Annotated in this window: 18 protein-coding genes, 1 tRNA gene and 1 pseudogene; 11 read left to right on the top strand and 9 right to left on the bottom strand. The window is 60.3% G+C overall.

The window, feature by feature from the left end:
* Position 1 precedes the first annotated feature (1 nt).
* The 3 genes from ATY80_RS11355 to ATY80_RS11345 are packed head-to-tail and all read right to left on the bottom strand — an operon-like array spanning position 2 to position 3127.
* A complete protein-coding gene (locus tag ATY80_RS11355; RefSeq protein WP_088692533.1) occupies positions 2-886 on the bottom strand; it encodes a carbohydrate ABC transporter permease in 885 nt (294 codons plus the stop codon).
* Positions 879-1835 (bottom strand): sugar ABC transporter permease, encoded by a 957-nt coding sequence (locus ATY80_RS11350; RefSeq protein ID WP_088692532.1) that lies wholly within the window; start codon positions 1833-1835, stop codon positions 879-881. Before ATY80_RS11350 ends, ATY80_RS11355 begins: the two co-directional genes overlap by 8 nt.
* A gap of 5 nt (positions 1836-1840) precedes the next feature.
* Positions 1841-3127, bottom strand: coding sequence for an ABC transporter substrate-binding protein (locus ATY80_RS11345; RefSeq protein ID WP_088692531.1), 1287 nt, complete (start codon positions 3125-3127; stop codon positions 1841-1843).
* Between the two features lie 201 nt (positions 3128-3328).
* On the opposite strand from ATY80_RS11345, the gene ATY80_RS11340 reads away from it, so the two are divergent.
* A complete protein-coding gene (locus ATY80_RS11340) occupies positions 3329-4006 on the top strand; it encodes a TetR/AcrR family transcriptional regulator (protein ID WP_088692530.1) in 678 nt (225 codons plus the stop codon).
* A gap of 155 nt (positions 4007-4161) precedes the next feature.
* The gene (locus ATY80_RS11335) at positions 4162-5436 is read left to right on the top strand and encodes a Gfo/Idh/MocA family oxidoreductase (protein WP_088692529.1); all 1275 of its coding nucleotides are present in this window, start codon (positions 4162-4164) and stop codon (positions 5434-5436) included.
* On the opposite strand, the gene ATY80_RS11330 is transcribed toward ATY80_RS11335, so the two are convergent.
* Genes ATY80_RS11330 through ATY80_RS11320 form a run of 3 tightly spaced genes read right to left on the bottom strand, consistent with a single transcriptional unit; the run spans position 5433 to position 9330 of the window.
* Positions 5433-6443 (bottom strand): hydroxyacid dehydrogenase, encoded by a 1011-nt coding sequence (locus tag ATY80_RS11330; RefSeq protein WP_088692528.1) that lies wholly within the window; start codon positions 6441-6443, stop codon positions 5433-5435. The two genes, ATY80_RS11335 and ATY80_RS11330, sit on opposite strands and share 4 nt — an antisense overlap.
* Entirely contained in the window at positions 6440-8296 is a 1857-nt protein-coding gene (locus ATY80_RS11325) for a DUF2264 domain-containing protein (protein ID WP_088692527.1), read from the bottom strand. Before ATY80_RS11325 ends, ATY80_RS11330 begins: the two co-directional genes overlap by 4 nt.
* Before the next feature lie 14 nt (positions 8297-8310).
* Positions 8311-9330 carry a LacI family DNA-binding transcriptional regulator gene (locus ATY80_RS11320; protein ID WP_088692526.1) on the bottom strand — a complete coding sequence of 340 codons (1020 nt, stop codon included), beginning with the start codon at positions 9328-9330 and terminating at the stop codon, positions 8311-8313.
* Between the two features lie 137 nt (positions 9331-9467).
* Between ATY80_RS11320 and ATY80_RS11315 the strand changes: the two genes are divergently transcribed.
* The 6 genes from ATY80_RS11315 to ATY80_RS11290 all read left to right on the top strand — a co-directional run bounded on the left by ATY80_RS11315 (position 9468) and on the right by ATY80_RS11290 (position 17033).
* Positions 9468-10757, top strand: a complete 1290-nt coding sequence (locus tag ATY80_RS11315; RefSeq protein ID WP_088692525.1) for an ABC transporter substrate-binding protein — start codon at positions 9468-9470, stop codon at positions 10755-10757.
* Between the two features lie 182 nt (positions 10758-10939).
* Positions 10940-11962 (top strand): LacI family DNA-binding transcriptional regulator, encoded by a 1023-nt coding sequence (locus ATY80_RS11310; RefSeq protein WP_088692524.1) that lies wholly within the window; start codon positions 10940-10942, stop codon positions 11960-11962.
* Positions 11963-12003: 41 nt separating this feature from the next.
* Positions 12004-13242, top strand: coding sequence for a sugar ABC transporter substrate-binding protein (locus tag ATY80_RS11305; RefSeq protein ID WP_088692523.1), 1239 nt, complete (start codon positions 12004-12006; stop codon positions 13240-13242).
* A gap of 74 nt (positions 13243-13316) precedes the next feature.
* Complete coding sequence (locus ATY80_RS11300) at positions 13317-14231, top strand: sugar ABC transporter permease (RefSeq protein ID WP_088692626.1); 915 nt, start codon at positions 13317-13319, stop codon at positions 14229-14231.
* A complete protein-coding gene (locus ATY80_RS11295; RefSeq protein WP_088692522.1) occupies positions 14231-15094 on the top strand; it encodes a carbohydrate ABC transporter permease in 864 nt (287 codons plus the stop codon). The genes ATY80_RS11300 and ATY80_RS11295 overlap by 1 nt, the downstream gene beginning before the upstream one ends.
* Before the next feature lie 25 nt (positions 15095-15119).
* Entirely contained in the window at positions 15120-17033 is a 1914-nt protein-coding gene (locus tag ATY80_RS11290) for a beta-L-arabinofuranosidase domain-containing protein (RefSeq protein WP_088692625.1), read from the top strand.
* 62 nt (positions 17034-17095) lie between these two features.
* Here ATY80_RS11290 and ATY80_RS11285 read toward each other — a convergent pair whose 3' ends face one another.
* On the bottom strand, positions 17096-17806 hold the full coding sequence (locus ATY80_RS11285; protein WP_088692624.1) for a type 1 glutamine amidotransferase: 711 nt from the start codon (positions 17804-17806) through the stop codon (positions 17096-17098).
* Between the two features lie 118 nt (positions 17807-17924).
* Between ATY80_RS11285 and ATY80_RS11280 the strand changes: the two genes are divergently transcribed.
* On the top strand, positions 17925-18221 hold the full coding sequence (locus ATY80_RS11280; protein WP_088692521.1) for a SelT/SelW/SelH family protein: 297 nt from the start codon (positions 17925-17927) through the stop codon (positions 18219-18221).
* A 2-nt stretch (positions 18222-18223) separates the two neighbouring features.
* Here ATY80_RS11280 and ATY80_RS11275 read toward each other — a convergent pair whose 3' ends face one another.
* Positions 18224-18586, bottom strand: a complete 363-nt coding sequence (locus ATY80_RS11275; protein ID WP_245306826.1) for a BA14K family protein — start codon at positions 18584-18586, stop codon at positions 18224-18226.
* A 241-nt stretch (positions 18587-18827) separates the two neighbouring features.
* Here ATY80_RS11275 and ATY80_RS11270 point away from each other — a divergent pair.
* Positions 18828-18912: transfer RNA gene (locus ATY80_RS11270), tRNA-Leu, on the top strand.
* Positions 18913-19280: 368 nt separating this feature from the next.
* Positions 19281-19601, top strand: a complete 321-nt coding sequence (locus tag ATY80_RS11265; protein ID WP_245306818.1) for a plasmid maintenance toxin (PemK-like) — start codon at positions 19281-19283, stop codon at positions 19599-19601.
* Between the two features lie 87 nt (positions 19602-19688).
* Here ATY80_RS11265 and ATY80_RS11260 read toward each other — a convergent pair.
* Positions 19689-19928 (bottom strand): annotated as a pseudogene (locus tag ATY80_RS11260) (nucleoside kinase); the annotation flags it as partial.

The raw sequence follows: 19928 nt of genomic DNA, 5'->3' as shown, positions 1-19928 counted from the left end.
ATCAGCGCTTCATGCCGGTCGTGGCGATGCCTTCGATCAGCAGCCGCTGGAAGAACAGGAAGAACAGGAACACCGGCACCAGCGTCAGCGTCGACATGGCAAACAGCCCACCCCAGTCCGATGCGCTGGTCGAGTCGACGAAGGTGCGCAGACCGAGCTGGATCGTATAGGTGTTCATGTCGTTCAAGTAGATCAGCGGGCCGAAGAAGTCGTCCCAGGTCCAGATGAAGGAGAAGATCGCGGCGGTCGCGAGAACCGGTAGCGACAATGGCAGCATGATCTTCCAATAGATGCGCCAGGCACTGCAGCCGTCCATCATCGCGGCTTCGTCGAGTTCGCGCGGAATGCCGCGGAAGAACTGCACCATCAGGAAGATGAAGAAGGCGTCGCTTGCCAGGAATTTCGGCACCACGAGCGGCAGGATGGTGTTGACCCAGCCGAGATTGAGAAACAGCACATACTGCGGAATGAGCGTCACGTGATACGGGATCATCAGCGTGCCGAGCATGATTGCGAACCAGAAGTTCCGGCCGGCAAAACGCAGGCGTGCAAAGGCATAGGCTGCGAGCGAACAGGCGACGACATTGCCGATGACAGTCAGCACCGAGATAACGAGCGAGTTCCAGAAGAACCGGCCGAAGGTGATGTCGAGCCCTGTCCACCCGCGCAAATAGGACGAGAAATCGATCGACGACGGAATAAGCGAGGTCGATGAGAAGATCTCGTTTTCCGGGCGGACCGAGGCCGAGACCATCCACAGCAGCGGATAGAGCATCAGCAACGAGCCGAGGATCAGCAGCGTATGGATCGCAATTGACGCCGGAAGGCTGCGCTTGGTGATATCGGAAGGTGGTGCCGCAGCAGCTGATGTGATCCCGTTAGTCATCGTAGTGCACCCAGTAACGCGAGGTCAGGAAGGAAAACGCCGTGAAGATCGCGATGATCAGCACGAGAATCCAAGCGAGCGCCGAGGCGTAGCCCATACGGAAGTTTCCGAAAGCCTCCTGATAGAGATAGAGCGTGTAGAACAGCGTCGAGTTGATCGGTCCGCCGGTGCCGCCGGAGATGATGAAGGCCGGCGTGAAAGCCTTGAAGGCATCGATCGTCTGAACGACGGCGTTAAAGAAGATAACAGGCGTCAAAAGCGGCAGCGTGATCTTGTAGAATTGCCGGAACTTGGACGCGCCGTCGAGGCTGGCGGCCTCATACATGTCGGTCGGAATCTGGCGCAGACCGGCAAGGAAGATGATCATCGGCGAACCGAACTGCCAGACACTCAGCGCCACCAGCGTGTAGATCGAATAGCTCGGATGCGAGATCCAGCTCGGTCCCTCGATGCCAAAATGGGCAAGCGCGGCATTAACGAGGCCATCGCCGGCGAAGAGTTGTCGCCAGAGGACAGCGATCGCCACGCTACCGCCGAGCAGTGACGGCAGGTAGAAGATCGCGCGGTAGAGCGGCAGTCCGCGGACGCCTTTGTTGAGGGCCATCGCGACCAGCAGCGCGAAGGTCAGCTTGAAGGGCACCGACAGAACCACATAAGTCAACGTGACCCTCATTGCCGCGGCAAACTTGGGGTCGGCGGTTGCGATGCGCACGTAGTTTGCCGCTCCCACCCACTCGGCCGACCGGATCATGTCGAAATCCGTGAACGAGAGGTAGAGCGAGATGACGGCCGGTCCGAGCGTCAGCCCGAAGAAGCCGATCAGCCACGGCAGAAGGAAGAGATAGCCGGGGGCATTGGCGGCCCAGAGGCGTTTGAAACGCCCCTCGGCCGCCGCCCCGTATTTACTCTTGATTGCGTCCGGGGCGGTCGTGCGCATCACATCACTCATCCGCGTCAGCCTTTGGCGAGAATGCGGCTGATCTCGTCGACCAGTTGCTTGCCGCCATCGGCGGGGGAAAGCTGACCAAATGCGACTTGCTCAGCGATGGTGCGTAGCATCACCTGGCCCTCGCCAGCGCCCGAGGGCGGCGGCGGCGGCAGCTTGCCGGCAAGGTCACCCAAGCCGCTGACATAGGCGAGGGGGATCTTGCCTGTCGCATCGAGCTTGGCTGCCACGACGTCGCGCATCGCCTTCGATTCCGGAATGCCGCGTTCGACATCGAGCGCCAGAGCCGCATCGGGGTTGGTGACGAAGAAATTGACGTAATCGACGGCCTGGTCGACGACCTTCGACTGCGCGGATACCGAGAAGAACATCGAAGGCTTGCGGTAGTGGCCGCCCTTCGAATCCGGCTTGATGCGTGGGTAGTTGTTCAGTGCTAGCTTGTCCTTGCTCATGGCCTGGAAGCCCACGAACTGGTTGCTGTGCGCGTAGTCGGCAGCCGCCTTGCCGAGCGTGACGGGGCTCGTGTCGATCGTGTCCTTGTTGAGAGCCTGAACGTCCGGCGGTACGCAGGCCTTGGCCTCGCGGAACTTGCTCCACATATCGAACCATTCGGAAGCCTCTTCGGCGCCGAAGGCGATCTTGGAATCGGCTGAGTAGAGCGCCTTGCCGCGCTGGCGCAGATAGTTTTCCAGCAAAGGTTCGTTGCCGCTGCCGTCGGCGAAACCATAAAAGCCCTTGCGCTTGCCGGCCTTGGTGATCTCGGCACCGATCTTGCCGAATTCCTCCCAGGTGGTGGCCTGCGTCGGCAGATCGACACCGGCTTCCTGGAACGCGACGGTATTCAGCACCGTTGATGCGGCGTTTGCGCCGAGGCTGACACCATAGAAGTGCCCGTCAACACTGCCGCCCTCGATCTGCGCCGGATCGAAATCGCCGAGATTGAGCTTGGCAGGCATGTAGGACTCAAGTGGAGCAAGTGCGCCGCGGCGCGCATACTCGACGATGTAGCGATAATCCATCTGGATGACGTCGGGCGCATTGCGGCCGGCGACCTGGGTCGCCAGGCGCGGCCAGTAGTCTGCCCATCCCAGGAATTCGCCGGTGATCGACGTTCCCGGATTCTTCGTCTGATAGAGCTGCGAAACCTTGTTGGTACGGTCGGCGCGTGGCTGCGAACCCCACCACAGAAGCCGCAGGCGGGAATCGGCGGCAAATGCCTTCGAACCCAGTGCGGACATCGAAAGAAGTGTTGCTCCCCCCGCCATGAAATTACGTCTGCTTACGCGTAGTGTCATCTGTTCTCCTCCTCCCTTGGGGAACGCCTCCACACGTTCCTTGCTGGTTTCTCTTGCAACAAATAACTAATTGGTTACAAGCTATGGAGAAGCATTGAGGCTGTCAAGCGCTGATATGATAGTGCTCCTCATGCTTCTCGTTTTTTACAATTCGTTCGCAACGTACTATGAGCGCAATGGGGAAATAAGAAAGGTGGGCAGATGGAAGGCGCCGGCGGAAGTGGGGAAAAGAAGCGAGTGAGGCGCCAGTCGCCCGAGCGTGTCTTGCAGCGCGATCCGGAACGGACGCGTGCGGCAATCCTCGAGGCGGCGACCAAGGAGTTTGCCGAAAACGGCATGGGCGGGGCTCGTGTCGATGCGATCGCCGAGCGCGCCGGTACAAACAAGCGGATGCTCTACCACTATTTCGGCGACAAGGAGCAACTCTATCTCAAGGTGCTCGAGGAGGCCTATGTCGGCATTCGCACGGCCGAGCGCGAGCTCAATATCGGTGATCGCACGCCGCAGGAAGGTATTGGCGAGCTGGCGCTGTTCACCTGGCGCTATTTTCTCAAGCATCCGGAATTCCTCAGCCTGCTCGGGACCGAAAACCTTCATCGCGCCCGCTGGCTGCGCCAATCCGTCCGGCTCAAGGAACTGCATTCGCATTTGATCGGGGAGCTTGCCGAGGTGCTCGAGCGCGGCAAGAAGGCCGGTGTCTTTATTGCCAGCGCCGATCCGCTGAATGTCTACCTGACGATTGCCTCGCTCGGATACTTCTACCTCTCCAACCAATATACGCTTTCGACGATCTTCGGCCGTGATCTGGTCGAACCGGGAAATCTCGACGCCTGGGAGCGGCACATCGTCCACGTCACCCTCGCGTCGATTACTGCCTGACTTGCGAAATTCGCGATCGGCTATTGACAGTGGATGGCGTCTGCCATCAGGTAACTATTTAGTTACAGCCTGATATGGCCCGCTAGTTGGGGAGCCGCGACGTGTTGGGCACCGGACCAATTTTCGTTTCATGACGCATGAAGGAGGATCATACGATGGAGAAACGTCGCTTTGCCTTGATCGGAACGGGAAACCGCGGCACCACCATGTGGGGCAAGGAACTGCTTGCCGGCTGGCGCGAGCATGTGGATCTCGTTGCGATCGTCGACACCAATTCGCTGCGTGCCGAACGGGCCCGCACGATGATCGGCAGCAATGCGCCGATCTATGAGAATATCGACGCCATGCTGGCCGAACAGCAGGTCGATCTCGTCATCGTCTGTACGCCTGATCACACCCATGACGATATCGTCGTTCGTGCGCTCGAAGCCGGCATCGACGTCATCACGGAAAAGCCGATGACCACGGCAGTCGACAAGATCCGTCGCATCCTCGACGCCGAAAAGCGCACAGGCAAGCGCGTCGATGTCTCCTTCAACTATCGCTATGCGCCGACGGCCGCCAAGATCAAGGAACTGCTGAACGCTGGTGAGATTGGCCGCGTCACCTCGGTCGACTTCCACTGGTACCTCGACACCAAGCACGGCGCGGACTATTTCCGCCGCTGGCATGCCTATGCGGAAAATTCCGGCAGTCTTTTCGTGCATAAGGCGACGCACCACTTCGATCTCCTGAACTGGTATCTCGACAGCGATCCGGATGCCGTCACCTCCTTTGCAGATCTGCAGAATTACGGCCGCAAGGGGCCGTTCCGCGGCCCGCGCTGCAAGCTCTGTCCGCACACCGGCGAGTGTGATTACTATCTCGACCTAGAAGCCGATCCTTTTCTCGACTCGCTTTACGAAGATCCTTCGAAGATCGACGGCTATTTCCGCGACGGCTGCGTCTACCGCGAGGATATCGATATCCCCGACACGATGGTCGTCAGCATCCGTTACAAGAACAATGTCCATGTCTCCTATTCGCTAAACACCTTCCAGCCGATCGAAGGCCACCACATCGCGTTCAACGGCACGCGTGGGCGAATCGAGTTGCGCCAATACGAGAAGCAGCCTTGGGAAACGCCTGACGAGGACACCATCCTGCTCGTGCGCAATTTCCCGAAGGACAAGCCCGCAGTCGAACGCATCGTCGTGCCGCATTCGGCGGGCGGCCACTACGGCGGCGACAACCGCATGCGCAACATGATCTTCAAGCAGGGTATGGAAGACAAGCTCGGTCAACGTGCCGGCACGCGCGCGGGCGCCATGTCCGTGCTGTGCGGCATTGCCGCTTTAACAAGTTCGCGCACCGGCAAGGTCGTGAAGATCTCCGACCTGATGCCGGAGATTGTCGCAGCCAGTGCGCCGGCCGGTTTGAAAGCCGGCTAAGCGATAAGTGCCAGATCGCGGCGCAGGATCTGAAAGAGGAGCGGTTCGCCTTTGATGAACCGCTCTATTTCATCGACTGCCATGTCTCCAAGCCGCCCGCGCTCCAATCCGACGGCGCCGGCGATGTGCGGTGTCAGGAAGACATTCGGCAGATCGTAAAAGGCCGACATCGGCTCCGGTATTTCCGGCTCGGTGACGTCGATGACCGCGTCGATCCGTCCGGTGGCAAGCGTCTTCAGCAGTGCCGTCTCGTCGACCAGGGAGCCGCGTGCCGTGTTGATCAATGTCGCGCCGTCCTTCATCAGCGACAGCTCTTCGGCTCCAATCATATGACGCGTCGACGGCAATGATGGCGCGTGCAGGCTGACAATATCCGATTGCTTCATGAGCGTGATCAGATCGACCTTCTCTGTTCCAAGGCCGATCGCCTCACCGGGATCGATCGTGGGATCGAAGAGAAGCACGCGGTATCCAAAGGGCCGCAGTCGTTCGATGACGCGCCGACCGATGCGTGACGCTCCGACAATACCGACCGTTCGGCGATAGTTGCCGATCGCCAGCCGCTGCATCGCGTGTGTCCGGTCGCGATTGCGATCCGCCACATAGAGGTCGCGGAAACGGAACACCTGCTTGCCGGCAAAGATGATTGCCGCAAGCGTGAACTCCGCAACCGGAACGGAGTTCGCCTCGGCCGCATGGGTCACGGCAATGCCGGCATCGAATATCTGTTCGTCGACAATTCCTTTCACGGTTCCGGCCGCATGCGCAATCAGCCGCAGGCGTGGAGCAGCCGCAATAACCTCCCGCCCGACATAGGGCGAGCCCCAACCGGTAACCAGCACCTCCGTCTCGGCGAGAATGCGCTTGGCCCGGTCGCTGTCGAAGCACTCGAGCGGTTCGGGGTCGAGCACGCGTCCGACTTCGCAGAGCCGACGCAGGGCGTCAGGCGAGAGAACATGTTCGGTGCGCGAAGGCTGCATCGCAAGCGCGATCGAGGGGTGCTTCATGGCATCTGCCCCGGCGCCTCGATGGCACTGACGTTGATCCCTGCTTTTGCGACAAGCGCTTCGAGTTCGGCAGTATCAGGGGCTTTCGGCGGGCGGGTCCAGGCACCAGCCAGGGTGCCGGTGTCGTTTGCAGCGAGGACAGCACTCATCAGCATCGTCTGGCCTGCCGGTATCTTGCCACGCAATTGCGGCACAAGCGTCTTGGCGACGATCATGTTGGTATTCGGCGGCGCCTTCTGCGTCAGGCCCGTGCGCGCCACCTTCGAGCCGATGTCGAGAATGCCGCTGAAGTCGTCTTCGCCGATCGCATAGGCGCTCGAGCCCTCAGCGACCAGTGTGTCGAGTTCGAAATCACGGCGCGCGATCGCAAAGCCGCCTTCCGCCGTCTGTAGCGGTCGCGGGGTGTTGATGCGGTGAATACGGATGTGCCAGGGGGCTGCGGGTACCAGCCAGGTTTCGACATCCACATCCGGGAACGGCGACCACTTGGAGTAAAGAACCTCACCCGCAAGCTTGGCTTCCCGGTTGGTCTCGCGAACGCGGTAGTGCAGGCCATCGTCGCTGAAGGCGAGGGCAGAATCAAAGGCTGCGCCAGCGAAGTTGCGCTCGTCGGACTCGACGCTGAATCCATAGCGGCTGGAATAGGCGAATTTCGCGTATTTCTCTGTGCCGAACCGCATTTGCAGGTTCTCCTGGCCGGAGGAAAGCGCGACGACATCGCCACGATCACGCATCAGCACCATGCCGGGATGGCGCTGCGGCAGGACGCTGGCCGATTCAACCGGTGGCGCTTCCGCGGCTGTCCAGAAGGGATGATCCTCGGCGAGCGCAAGCGGCAGGAATGCTTTGAAGGCCCAGTAGGGCGAACCGGCCGAATTGTAGTTCTCCGACATCAGCAGGTTGGGATAGCCGAACCCGATCGACAGAATGCCGTCGCGATTGGTCATCGGCTTATCCTTCCACCAGCGCAGGTGCTGAAGGCACAGGCTCTTGATCTCGCCCCAGGGCAACGCTTCAAGATCGGCAAAGGCAAGCGCCGACCAGAAGCCGGCGCAAGCGAAGCGATAGGTCAGGCTGCGGCCAAACGGGATGGTCGCCCCATCGGCGCCGAACCAGTGCCTGAAGTCGTTTGCAAAGAGGTGGGCGCGTTCGCGGTAACGCCGTGCATAGTCGTCATCCACGAGCTTGGAATAGATCAGGCCGTAGAAGTGCATGGCGAACGGAATGTAGTGATCGATCCGGCGGACGTTGCCGTCACGGTACCAGCCGTCGCCAATATAGAAGCCCTCAAGTTCTTCGAGATATTGCTTGGTCAGGCTGCGATCGAAATTGGCGCCGACGCGGTCGAGCGCGATGTCGACGAAGATGCGGAAGAATTTCCAGTTGTTGTCGGCATAGTCGAACTGCCGCGCATGCTTGAGATAGGCGACGACGTTGTCGCGCGCCTTTCCGCCAAGCGGCTCCCAGACCCTTTCCGGCACGAGCGCCAGAGCAAAACCGAGCGCCGCGAGCTCGACCATGCGCTGGTCGCGGCCGTTGACCGTTCCCCAATATTCCGGATGCTTTGGATCCGTGCCGTTAGCAATGCCCTCGGCAAAACGATGCCATTCGGCAAAGTCGCCACCGCCGGCACCGAAGGGTGCCAGCCCCCAGAGCGGCCGCGCAAAGCCCTCGAGATCCGCTGCAGCGCGGTCGAAATGCGCAGCGGCGCCGTCGAGCCGGACGCGGGCATTGCCTGCGGAAAAGTAGGGGAGTAGCGGATCGAAGAGGTCGCGAAGCGCGCGTGCCATGTCCTTACGCGTCTTCAGCGGATTGTTGGCAAGCGGATTTGCACTGGCGGGATCATAGGTCATCGGCATTGCTCATGTCAGGAGTTCGGGACGGTGCCGCCGGCAATTGGGACAACGGCATGGCAAATCTGGCGGGCAGGGGCGGTGCGATCCTTGAAACGCGCAACCATGAGACTGACAGCCTCCCTGCCGAGCGCCACGCGGTCGACGCGCATGGTCGACAGCGGCGGGTTGGTCATCAGCGCGCAGGGAAGGTCATCAAAGCCGACGATGGCGAAATCCTCAGGCACCCGCAGTCCAGCCTCGGTCACTGCTTCCAGAACGCCGACGGCAATGAAGTCGTTCATGCAGAAAGCGGCAGTGAAGCCCGCGTTCTTAGCAAGCACGCCAGCCGTCAGCTCATGCGCCTCGTGTGTTGCGCTGCCCTTGAAAGCCATCGACACAAGATGCCCTTCGGCACCGTCGACCTCGGCAATTGCTGCCTTGAAGCCCCGCACGCGCTCGCGGATGGTGTTTCGGTGCGAGCCCGTCAGATGCAGAATCTTGCGATGGCCGGCATTCAAAAGGCGGGTTGTCGCTTCATATGCGCCGAAAAAGTTCGAGGGCGAAACGCCGTCGATCTTCAATTGCGGATCGGTGCCGTTGACCAGTACCGTTGGTATCGCTGCGTCCTCGAACCAGGCGCGCAACTCGGCGCTCGGATCGATTCCGACCAGAAACAAACCACCGGCGCCGGCCGTCTGCATATACTCGTGAACCACGTCGGGTGTTGCCCTGTGCTCGCGGATCAGCCGCACCTCGAAGGGGAGACCGGCGTCGAGGGCACCGGCGCGCAACCCTTCGACGATTCCTTCGTAGAAGACGCTAAGCCCGCCTGTGACCCCGTCGCTTGCAATCAAGGCGAGGGCGCCGCGCAGCGCGCCGCTTGCGGTGCGCGCAGAGTAACCGTTTTCGGCCGCCACCTTGAGAATATGCTGGCGCACGCTTTCGCTGATGCCGGGCTCGTTTGCGAGCACGCGCGATACGGTCGATACAGATACGCCGGCCATGGTCGCAATGTCGGCCTGTCTCAGTTTTTTCGTCTTGATCTCATTCATACGAAGAAGATTATGCAAATTATGCAAATTTGCAAGAAAAGATAATTTGTTGCATTGAAAATTTTTTTGCGTAATCTACCCCGCATAAGCCCAATGAGCCGTTGGAGGACGGCGGGCGATGAAAGAGGAGGATGAAAATGCAGGTCAATCGCCGTTCATTTCTGATGGGTTCGGCCGGCGTCGCTGCCGGGCTAGCCTTCGGTGCCGGAAGCGCAATTCCCGCCTTTGCGGAAGACGCCAAGCTGCGCGCCATGTGGTGGGGCTCAAACGATCGCGCCAAGCGCACGCTCGATGTCGCGAAGCTCTATGAAAGCAAGAACGCAGGCGTATCGATCGTCGGCGAGTCGCTGAGCGGCGATGGCTACTGGACGAAGCTGTCGACGCAGATGGCCGGTCGCGCGATTGCGGACGTGTTCCAACTCGAGCCGGGAACGATCTCGGACTACTCAAAGCGCGGCGCCTGCCTGGCGCTGGACGAGTTCGTGCCCACGACATTGAAGATCGATTCCTTCGGCAAGGACGTACTGAAGCTGACAACGGTGGATGGCAAGCTCTACGGCGTCGGTCTCGGCCTCAACTCTTTCGCACTGTTCTTCGACCAGACTGCTTTTGACAAAGCGGGCATCCCCGTACCGACCGCGGATCTAACCTGGGATGAGTACGCCAAGCTCGCGGTCGAACTGACGAAGGCCGGTGGCAAGGATAACTACTGGGGCGGTCCTTACGGTGCACGCTACGCTTACGTATTCGATGCATGGCTGCGCCAGCGCGGCAAGAGCCTCTATGCCGACGGCAAGCTCGGCTTCAATGTTGACGACGCAACGGCCTGGTTCACCTACTGGGAAGACCTGCGGAAGAAAGGCGGCACGGTTGCAGCTGATGTTCAGACGCTGGACCAGAACACGATCGACACGAACTGCCTCGCGCTTGGCAAGTCGGCCATGGGCATGGCGTATTCCAACCAGCTCGTCGGCTATCAGCTGATCTCCAAGAACAAGCTGGCAATCACACTCCTACCGCGCGAGAGGAAAGGTGGCCCGTCCGGCCACTACTATCGCCCGGCTCTGATCTGGAGCATCGGCGCGACGACAAAGAACGGCGAGGCTGCGGCCAAGTTCATCGACTTCTTCGTCAACGATGTGGACGCTGGCAAGATCCTTGGCGTCGAGCGCGGCGTGCCGATGTCGCCTGTCGTGCGCGAGGCGATTCTCCCCCATCTCAATCCGACCGAACAGGACACTGTGAAGTACATCAACCTGCTGAAAGATCAGGTCGGCGAGTATCCGGCGCCTGCCCCGCTCGGCTCGACGCAGTTCGACCAGCGCGTCTTCCGTCCGATCGCCGATGAGCTCGCATTCGAGCGCACAACGCCTGCGGAGGCAGCGGCACGTCTCCTGGAAGAAGGCAAGGCGACGATCAAGGGCTGATTGCACCCTACATCGCTTAGGTTTTGGATCGCGGCGGGCGTCAGTCTGCCGCGATTTTCTTTGTTGCCGGTCGTTCTCGATGCCTCGATGACAATTGTATGATTTTTGCGTGAGAAAACCTTTTCTCACTTGACGATGAAGATGGGAAAAGCTTTTCTCATCCACAAATGAGGAGGAGCGCGGTGAACATCGCGGGAGGAAAAAGAGGCCGGATCACCATCCACGACGTCGCGGCGGCGGCGGGCGTCAGCATTTCCACCGCCTCGAAGGCGCTAAACGAAACCGGCCGCATGAGCGCCGAAACCCGGGAGCGGGTAAAGCGCATCGCCGGCGAAGTCGGTTTTCGTCCGAACGCGCTCGCCCGCGGTCTGCTGAGCAAGCGCAGTTTCACCATCGGGCTTTTGACCAACGATACCTATGGGCGCTTCACGTTGCCTGTGATGGCCGGCATTTCCGAAGCGCTCGTCGATCACGGTGTGTCGGTCTTTCTTTGTGCAATCGAAGATGATCCAGCACTTGGCCAGACCCATGTCGATGCCATGTTGGAAAAGCAGGTGGATGGGATCATAGCCACCGGAAAGCGACTGGACCGGCAGCTTCCGGTCGATCTGTCGAACCTGCACGTGCCTGTCGTCTACGCGTTCACGGAAGGGACGCCTGCAAGCGTCACCTTCAGCTCCGATGACGCGCAGGGTGCGCGGTTGGCGGTGGAATGGCTGGTGAAAATGGGCCGTCGGCGGATTGCCCATGTGACCGGGCCTGAGAGCTTCTTCTCAGTTCGCGAGCGCGCCGACGCCTATCGCGAGGTGATCGGTGGGGAAGGGCTCGTCAGGTTTGGGCATTGGGCGGAATCCTGGGGCCACGAAGCCATCGCGGAGATCTGGAACGGACAAGGTGAAAAGCCGGACGCGATCTTCTGCGGCAACGATCAGATTGCCCGTGGCGCGGTGGATGCGCTGCGCGAGCGCGGTATTCGGGTGCCTGAGGATGTTTCCGTGGTCGGTTTCGACAATTGGGAGATTGTCGCTGACCAGACGCGGCCGCCGCTCACTTCCGTCGATATGGAGTTGAAGGAGCTGGGGCGCCAGGCCGGGTTGACGGTCCTGGCGCTGGCGGAGGGTCGCCCGGTGGAACCGGGTGTCAGGAAATTGCCGTGCCGGCTTGTGGTGCGGCAGTCATGCGGGGCCCAAAGCCCCAAGAGATGAGGAACCGGCGCTAAGGAGTGCGCCAATTTGGGAGGAGTGCCATGATTAAGCGTCTGTTGGCTGCGACAAGCGTTGCCACCCTATGCCTGGTGTCCGGAGCATCGGCCGCCGAAAAGGTCGAAATGTGGGTTCGCACAGGTATCGGCGAGTCCTTCAAGAAGGTTGTCGAAGCCTACAACTCCAGCCACGAGAACCAGGTTGTCGCGACCGAAGTGCCGTTCTCGGAACTTGTCCAGAAATACGCAACCGCCATCGCTGGTGGCCAGGCGCCGGATGCGTTGTCGATGGACCTTATCTACAACCCGGCTTTTGCCGCTGCGGGACAGTTGGAAGATCTGACGGACTGGGCAAAGAAGCTGCCCTATTTCAACTCGCTGTCGCCGTCGCATGTGCGCCTCGGCACCTATCAGGATCGCGTCTACGGCCTGCCGTTGTCGGTCGAAACCTCGGTCTTTGCCTGGAACAAGGACCTCTACAAGAAGGCAGGTCTCGATCCTGAAAAGGCGCCCGCGACCTGGGAGGAAATCACCGCCAACGCCGAGAAGATCCGCAAGCTCGGTGATGACACCTACGGCTTCTATTTCTCCGGCGGCGGCTGCGGCGGCTGCATGATCTTCACGTTCACGCCGCTCACCTGGGGTGCAGGTGCTGACATCCTGTCGGCCGACGGCAAGACGGCGACGCTCGACACCCCGCAGATGCGCAAGGCGGTCGATTACTATCGCGACATGGTGAAGAAGGACCTCGTTCCGGCGAGCGCTGCCAGCGACAACGGCGCCAACTTCCTGACCTTCACCAACGGCAAGATCGGCCAGCAGAGTCTCGGCGCCTTTGCAATCGGCACGCTCGTCACCGAGCATCCCGACATCAACTTCGGCGTGACCCTCATTCCGGGCGTTGACGGCAAGCCTTCTTCGTTTGCCGGCGGTGACAACTTCGTCATCACCAAGGGCACCAAGAAGATCGACGCCGTGAAGGAATTCCTCGAATACATCTATTCGATGGACGGCCAGAAAGTCATGGCGAAGTACGGCAGCCTGCCGACCCGCGGTGATATCGCCGACAAGGTGCTCGAGGGGCTCGATCCGCGGATGCAGGTCGGCTTGAAGGCCATTTCGGTCGCCAAAACGCCCTACACGCTGCAGTTCAACGATCTGATCAACAGCGCCAACGGTCCGTGGGCGACCTTCACCAACGCCGCCATCTTCGGTGACGATGTCGACGGTGCCTTCAAGAACGCGCAGTCGGAGATGCAGTCTATCATCGACAGCGGCCAGTAATCTCCCAAGGCCGTGGCCGGAGGATGGTGGCAGTCCTCCGGCCGATTTTATCAGGAATGATGCGGAGTGTTTCGATGACCGTGACGGGTCGAAAGCAGACAGCATGCGTGCGCAGACGTGCCCCACGACCGGAATGGACGGGCCTTCTCTATATCGCTCCGGCGATGCTTTTGGTGATCGTGTTCTTCGTGCTGCCGGTGGGCTTCACCGCCTGGATGAGCCTTCACAACTGGCCGCTGATGGGGGCCCAGCGCTGGATCGGCTTCAACAACTATCTCCGCATGTTCAATGACGGCCGCTTCGTCGCGGCGCTGAACTTCACGGCCTATTATACGGTTATCGTGACGATCCTGATCTTCGCGGTCGCCTTTCCGCTTGCGCTTTTTGTCGAGCGGCAGCGGGCCTTCGTCAGCACTTATCGCACCGTTATCTTTCTACCCGTCGTCGTCGGTCTGGCGTCGGCGTCGCTATTGTGGGTGTGGCTCGCCAATGTCGACAGCGGTTTCATCGGTCCCGCCCTGAAGGCACTCGGACTGGTCGAGAAGAGCCCCAATCTGCTTGCTACCTTCGACAGCGCGTTCCTGACGATCTGCGTCATGGTCGTGTGGAAGATAGCCGGCTTTACAATGATCATCCTGCTGACAGGCCTACAGGCGATTCCGACCGATCTGACCGAGGCGGCCGTCGTCGATGGCGCCAACTGGTGGCAGCGCTTCCGCTTTCTGACGCTGCCGCTGATGCGCCGCACGATCGCGCTTGCGCTGATCATTTCCGTGACCGGCTCGATTCTCGCTTTCGATCAGTTCTACATCATGACCTCTGGCGGACCGCAAAACCGAATGATCTCCGTCGTCTACTACATCTTCAACCAGTCGTTCGTGTCCTTCAATCTAGGATACGGCGCGGCCCTCTCCATTGCACTTCTGGCCATTCTCGTGGTCATCAGCGTTGTGCAGCTCTGGCTGCTGCGTGTCGGGGAGGAGCGCTGATGAGCCTCGTCACTGGTCGCAAGCGAAGCCGTGTTATCCGTGCGCAGGCCGCCTATCACGGCACGGGTATAGCCATCGCCATCTTCTTTCTCGCTCCGTTTGTTATCACCCTGCTCGCCTCGCTCCGGCATGGCACGGAGGCGCGGCTGCCGCCGCTGCCGCCATGGCCGACGAGCGGCATCAGCTTCGATTCCTATCGCTCGCTCGACAGTTTCGGTGCCGGCATTTTGCAGCACACCCTCAATTCGCTCATCGTGTCCGTTGCGACAGTGGTGCTGACCGTGGTCATCAGCCTGCTCGCCGGCTACGGTTTCTCGCGCTATCGTTTCCCGATGAAGAACGTCTTCTTCATCCTGATCATCGCGACGCTGATGATCCCCTTCCAGTCGATCCTGACGCCACTCTTCATCATCCTCGCCAAGCTCGGGCTCAACAATTCACTGTTCGGTTTGACGCTGGTCTATGTGACCCTGCAACTGCCGTTCTCGGTGTTCATGATGCGTAACGCCTTCGACGCGGTGCCGAAGGAGATCGAGGAAGCAGCCCGTATCGACGGCGCCCATGACCTGAAGATGCTTGTGTTGGTCCTGCTGCCGCTCGTGCTGCCGGGGGTCGCGACGGTGGCAATCTTTGCCTTCCTCAACGCCTGGAACGAATTCCTGGCTGCGCTCGTGCTGCTTTCCAGCAACGAGAAATACACGCTGCCCGTCCTGATGATGGCCGTGCGCGCCGGTCGTCTGGGCGCGATCAACTGGGGCGCCGTGCAGGCGGGTGTCGCCGTCATGACGATCCCCTGCCTCATCGTTTTCCTGCTTCTGCAACGCTACTACATGCGCGGGCTCATGGCCGGCGCAGTGAAATGACTTTTGAAGAAAGATGGATCAAGCCATGAACAAGTTGAAAAGAGACCGCCAGTTTCGTCCGCTTCCCGTGCCTGATGTCGATGTGCATGGCCTGTTCGGGGAGCGCCAGGACGCGATCTGCGACGGCACCGCTGAAACGCTGCTCGACCGCTGCGTCGAAGCGGGCATGCTGCAGGCGATCGACGTCACCAAGCCGAGCCCCGGCGTTGTCATCCCGATCGGTCCCTGGGGTGGCTCGACGCAGATGTTCTGGGACAGCGACCTCGGCAAGTCGATTGAGACGGTTGCCTATTCGCTCTATCGCCGCGCCAATCCCGCACTGGAAGCCCGCGTCGATGCCATCGTCGACATGTACGAAAAGCTGCAGGACAAGGACGGCTATGTGAACGCCTGGTTCCAACGAGTTCAGCCCGACCGCCGCTGGACCAACCTGCGCGATCATCATGAACTTTATTGCGCCGGTCACCTGATGGAAGGTGCGGTTGCCTACTATCAGGCCACCGGCAAGCGCAAGTTGCTCGATATCATGTGCCGCTTTGCCGATTACATGATTACCGTTTTCGGCCACGGCCCAGGCAAGATGCCGGGCTATTGCGGCCACGAGGAAATTGAGCTGGCACTGGTCAAGCTTGCGCGTGCGACCGGTGAGAAGAAGTATCTGGACCTTGCCAAGTTCTTTGTGGACGAGCGTGGCACGGAGCCGCATTTCTTCACCGAAGAAGCGATCCGCGATGGCCGCAGTGCAGCCGACTTCCATCAGAAGACTTATGAATACGGCCAGGCGCATCAGCCGGTTCGCGACCAGAAGAAGGTCGTCGGCCACGCCGTTCGCGCCATGTATCTCTATTCCGGCATGGCCGACATCGCGACCGAATACAATGATGACAGCCTGACCGGCGCCCTCGAAACCCTCTGGGACGACCTGACGACCAAGCAGATGTATGTCACCGGCGGCATCGGGCCGGCCGCCGCCAACGAGGGCTTCACCGACTATTATGATCTGCCGAACGAAAGCGCGTATGCCGAGACCTGCGCCTCCGTCGGCCTGGTCTTTTGGGCAAACCGCATGCTCGGACGCGGCCCGAACCGCCGCTATGCCGACATCATGGAGCAGGCGCTTTATAACGGCGCAATGGCCGGCCTCTCGCTCGACGGCAAGACGTTCTTTTACGAGAACCCGCTGGAAAGCGCCGGCAAGCACCACCGCTGGATCTGGCACCATTGCCCCTGCTGCCCGCCGAATATCGCCCGCCTGCTCGCCTCGATCGGCTCCTATATGTATGGGGTCGCGGACGACGAAATTGCCGTCCATCTCTACGGCGAAGGCAAGGCCCGGTTCAAGATTGCCGGCACGGATGTCGAGCTGACCCAGAAGACCCGCTACCCCTGGCATGGCGCGGTTCACTTCGACATCAAGGCAAGCAAGTCGGCGCGGTTTGCCGTTTCGCTGCGCATTCCTGAATGGGCAAATGGTGCTACGCTTGCGGTCAATGGTGAGCCGATCAGCATTGGCTCTGTCGACGTCGATGGCTACGCCCGCATCGGGCGCGAATGGCGCGATGGCGACAAGATCGACCTCAACATCCCACTGGAAACGCGCGCGCTCTGGGCAAACCCACTGGTGCGTCAAGATGCCGGCCGCACCGCCCTGATGCGCGGCCCGCTCGTCTATTGCGTCGAGGCGACGGACAACGGCGCGGGCCTGAACGGGATCCGGCTTGGCGAGGACATATCGGTGAAGACGGCGGAGATCGCCGAGCTCGGCGGTGCGGTCGCGCTCGATATTCCTGTAACCAAGGATGAATCGGATTGGGGAGCGACGCTCTATCGAACCAAGCCGCCGGCTGCCGAGAAGGGGACCGCGCGCTTTGTGCCCTATCATCTGTGGGACAACCGCGCGCCGGGCGAAATGCTCGTCTGGATACGCTCCGCCACTTAATTCTGGCTAGGGCATGTCAGGTCGCCGACCTACGCGTCGGCGACCACCGCCTTGGGCTGTGATCACGCTTCGGCGCGGATCATGCGCACCCAGTTGCGGCCGATGGCAAGGCCGGTGGCATCTGATGCCGCGGCATGGGCAGCGGCCAGCGCCGGGTAGCGTTCATGCCAGCCCGGCTCCATCTCCTCGATCGATTCCGCAAATTCGCCCTTCCAGCTATCGATGACAGATGCGCTGGCCTCGAAATGGAACTGGGTGCCGTAGGCCGCGCGCCCGATACGAAACGCCTGGTTCTGCGTGAGCTCGCTGACTGCAAGCCGCGTCGCGCCCTGCGGCAGCGTGAAGGTGTCGCTATGCCACTGGAATGTCTTGAAATCGTCTGTGAGCCCCGATAGCAACGGATCCGCCTGCCCATCCTCTGACTTGGCGACCGAGTGCCAGCCAAACTCCAATCCGGCATTCAGGTGGTTTTGCGCACCGTAGGCGCGCGCCAGGATCTGCGCCCCGAGGCAGATGCCGAGCACCGCCTTGTCGGCCTCCGTGAAATCCCGCATCAATTGTGCAAGCGCCGGCAGGTAGGGATAGTTCGCGTCGTCGATCGCATTCTGTTCGCCGCCGAGCACCACGAGCGCGTCGTGATCAGCAATGCCTGTCGGCAGCTTGCCGTCGATCCACGGATGGAAGCGCTCGATCTCGGCGTTCGCCTCCAAAAGCGCCGTCCCGAGCGACCCGAGCGGCGTGCTCTTCATGTTCTCGATGACGGCAACCCGCATCAGCGTCTCCTGTCCGATCTTTAACCAGGAGAGGAACACCAAGCGCTTCGTCATTGCAATATGGATTGCGGAAGGACACTGCAGTTCTTAAATCGGGATGACGAAAGGAAGCCCTGCCATGAGCGACAAGAAAGCCCGCGTGACGATCCTCTACTGCGCCCAATGCAACTGGCTGCTGCGCGCCGGCTGGATGGCGCAGGAGCTTCTGCAGACCTTCACCGACAGCATCGGCGAGGTGGCGCTCATTCCTGGTACCGGCGGCAACTTCGAAATACGCGTCGATGATGCGCTGATCTGGGAGCGCAAGCGTGACGGTGGCTTTCCCGGTCCGAAGGAGTTGAAGCAGCGCGTCCGCGACATCATCGAACCCGGCCGGGACCTTGGTCACGTCGATCGCGCCTCGCTGGAAAGCTGAGCCTAGTCGTAAGGTGAATTGCAGGTCTTGTAGATGCCTTCGTAGGTCAGGAACCGGTCAGTCTTCGGATTGTAGGTCCGATACTGATTGCGGCACCAATCGACGTGGAATTGTCGTCCTTGCGTCTTCGGCTGCACCGTGCGCACTGGCGGCGGATCGTAATAAAGCGGTGCCGGCCCCCGTGCGCCTGGCCGATAGTAGGTCGGGCCGGTGGCCGTCGGCGGTCGATAGTTGGGCTGGACGTAGGACGGGCGGAACGATTGCACTGGCCCGAAGGTAAAGCAGCCGCGCGCATCGCACATGGTCGACCCCACACGGACGATGTCCGATTGGCCGGTGGCGGATGAAAAGGCGCCAAGCGGCATCGCAAAAGCCGCACAGGGCAGCAGTGAGTAGAGCGCAATCAGGCAGAGGTTGTGAAGGCCGGGCATTTAGACGATCCTTTCTTACTGCACATATAGGGCGGATTGTGTCGATCGCTACCGCCGCCTCAGATTGCACCGTCGTCAACATGCACCGGCATCAACGAGTTTTTTGCTGCCTGTCAGGAAAACTTCAAAAACCCTGTTGACAGCAAGGTGCCGCGCCCGTACATGGCTCTCCGTCGCCCAGATGGCGGAATTGGTAGACGCGCAGGTTTCAGGTACCTGTGCCGCGAGGCGTGGAGGTTCGAGTCCTCTTCTGGGCACCATTTCCTTTTGATCACTGCCAGGATCAAATACTCAAGTCTTCCCAAGAAGTTGCGCATTTAATACCTTGTAACAAAGGTTCGCAGCAATGCGCCTGGGCTTGGCAAGCCCGATGATCTCCAAAGGCTCTTCAAAAGCGAATACCTGCCACATGGCTCTGCCGCAAAAATCTTGCTGATGTCCGAAAGAGCGCCGAAGATTTCAGCGAGATTTCTGATGAGCGATTTCAAGTGGTGCCCTTTCGAGGTGAGGTGATTTTGTGGGCGGTGCGGTGGTATTGCCGTTATTGGTCCTTCGTTACTCCTAACTCTGGCATTGACGAAATCTCGAAGGCTGCGAGGAGGGTTGGTAAGGGGAACGCCCTGCGCCTGTGCTGGCGATCGTTGCGCATCTCGACGACCGGACGCTGACGGTTCGCGTTTGCCGATCACCCACACGCCGCCTGACAAATAGAGAAGATGCGATCGAAATTCCGCCGGCGACGAAGCGACAGCTCCGGCTCGACGACGAGCGTTCCTGGGTCGTCCTGACCGAGAGCAACCGCTTTGTTTGGCCGGGGCAGGATATCCGACCGGTCGATGGCGGGATGGGGTATATCGGGCTTTGCCGCCGGGGCGTCGGTGAGGTAAAGCGCCGCTTCGTCGAACTGGCACGATCGCAACGGTGCTGCTCCTCGCATATTTGCTTTTGAATCATTCACTTCCGATAAGCAGTACTTATCGAAAGCGAGGGGTCCCGGAAACTGGAGTTCGGGGTCCGATCACAAACCTGCCGTGCTTCAGGTGAGTTTAGCGAGGATATCGTCGACGACACTTGGGACGGTATTCGCCGTGTCGATATTATTGCCGGCAGGAAGATGCTCCCGGTTACGATGGTAGCGGAGTACCAGCTCCCGCTCGGCCGGCTCGAAGCCCGGCTCATTCGGCCGCCCATCTAGTCGTCGGTTCAACGTCTCAACGTCGATGTCGAGTACGAAAACCTCATCGAACAGGTCCAGGAATTTGTGAAAATTGCGCGA

This window comes from Rhizobium sp. R711, from assembly GCF_002211365.1.
Classification (GTDB): domain Bacteria; phylum Pseudomonadota; class Alphaproteobacteria; order Rhizobiales; family Rhizobiaceae; genus Rhizobium.
The sequence above is the reverse complement of the archived record's forward strand: the minus strand, read 5'-3'. Positions and strand labels throughout refer to the sequence as shown.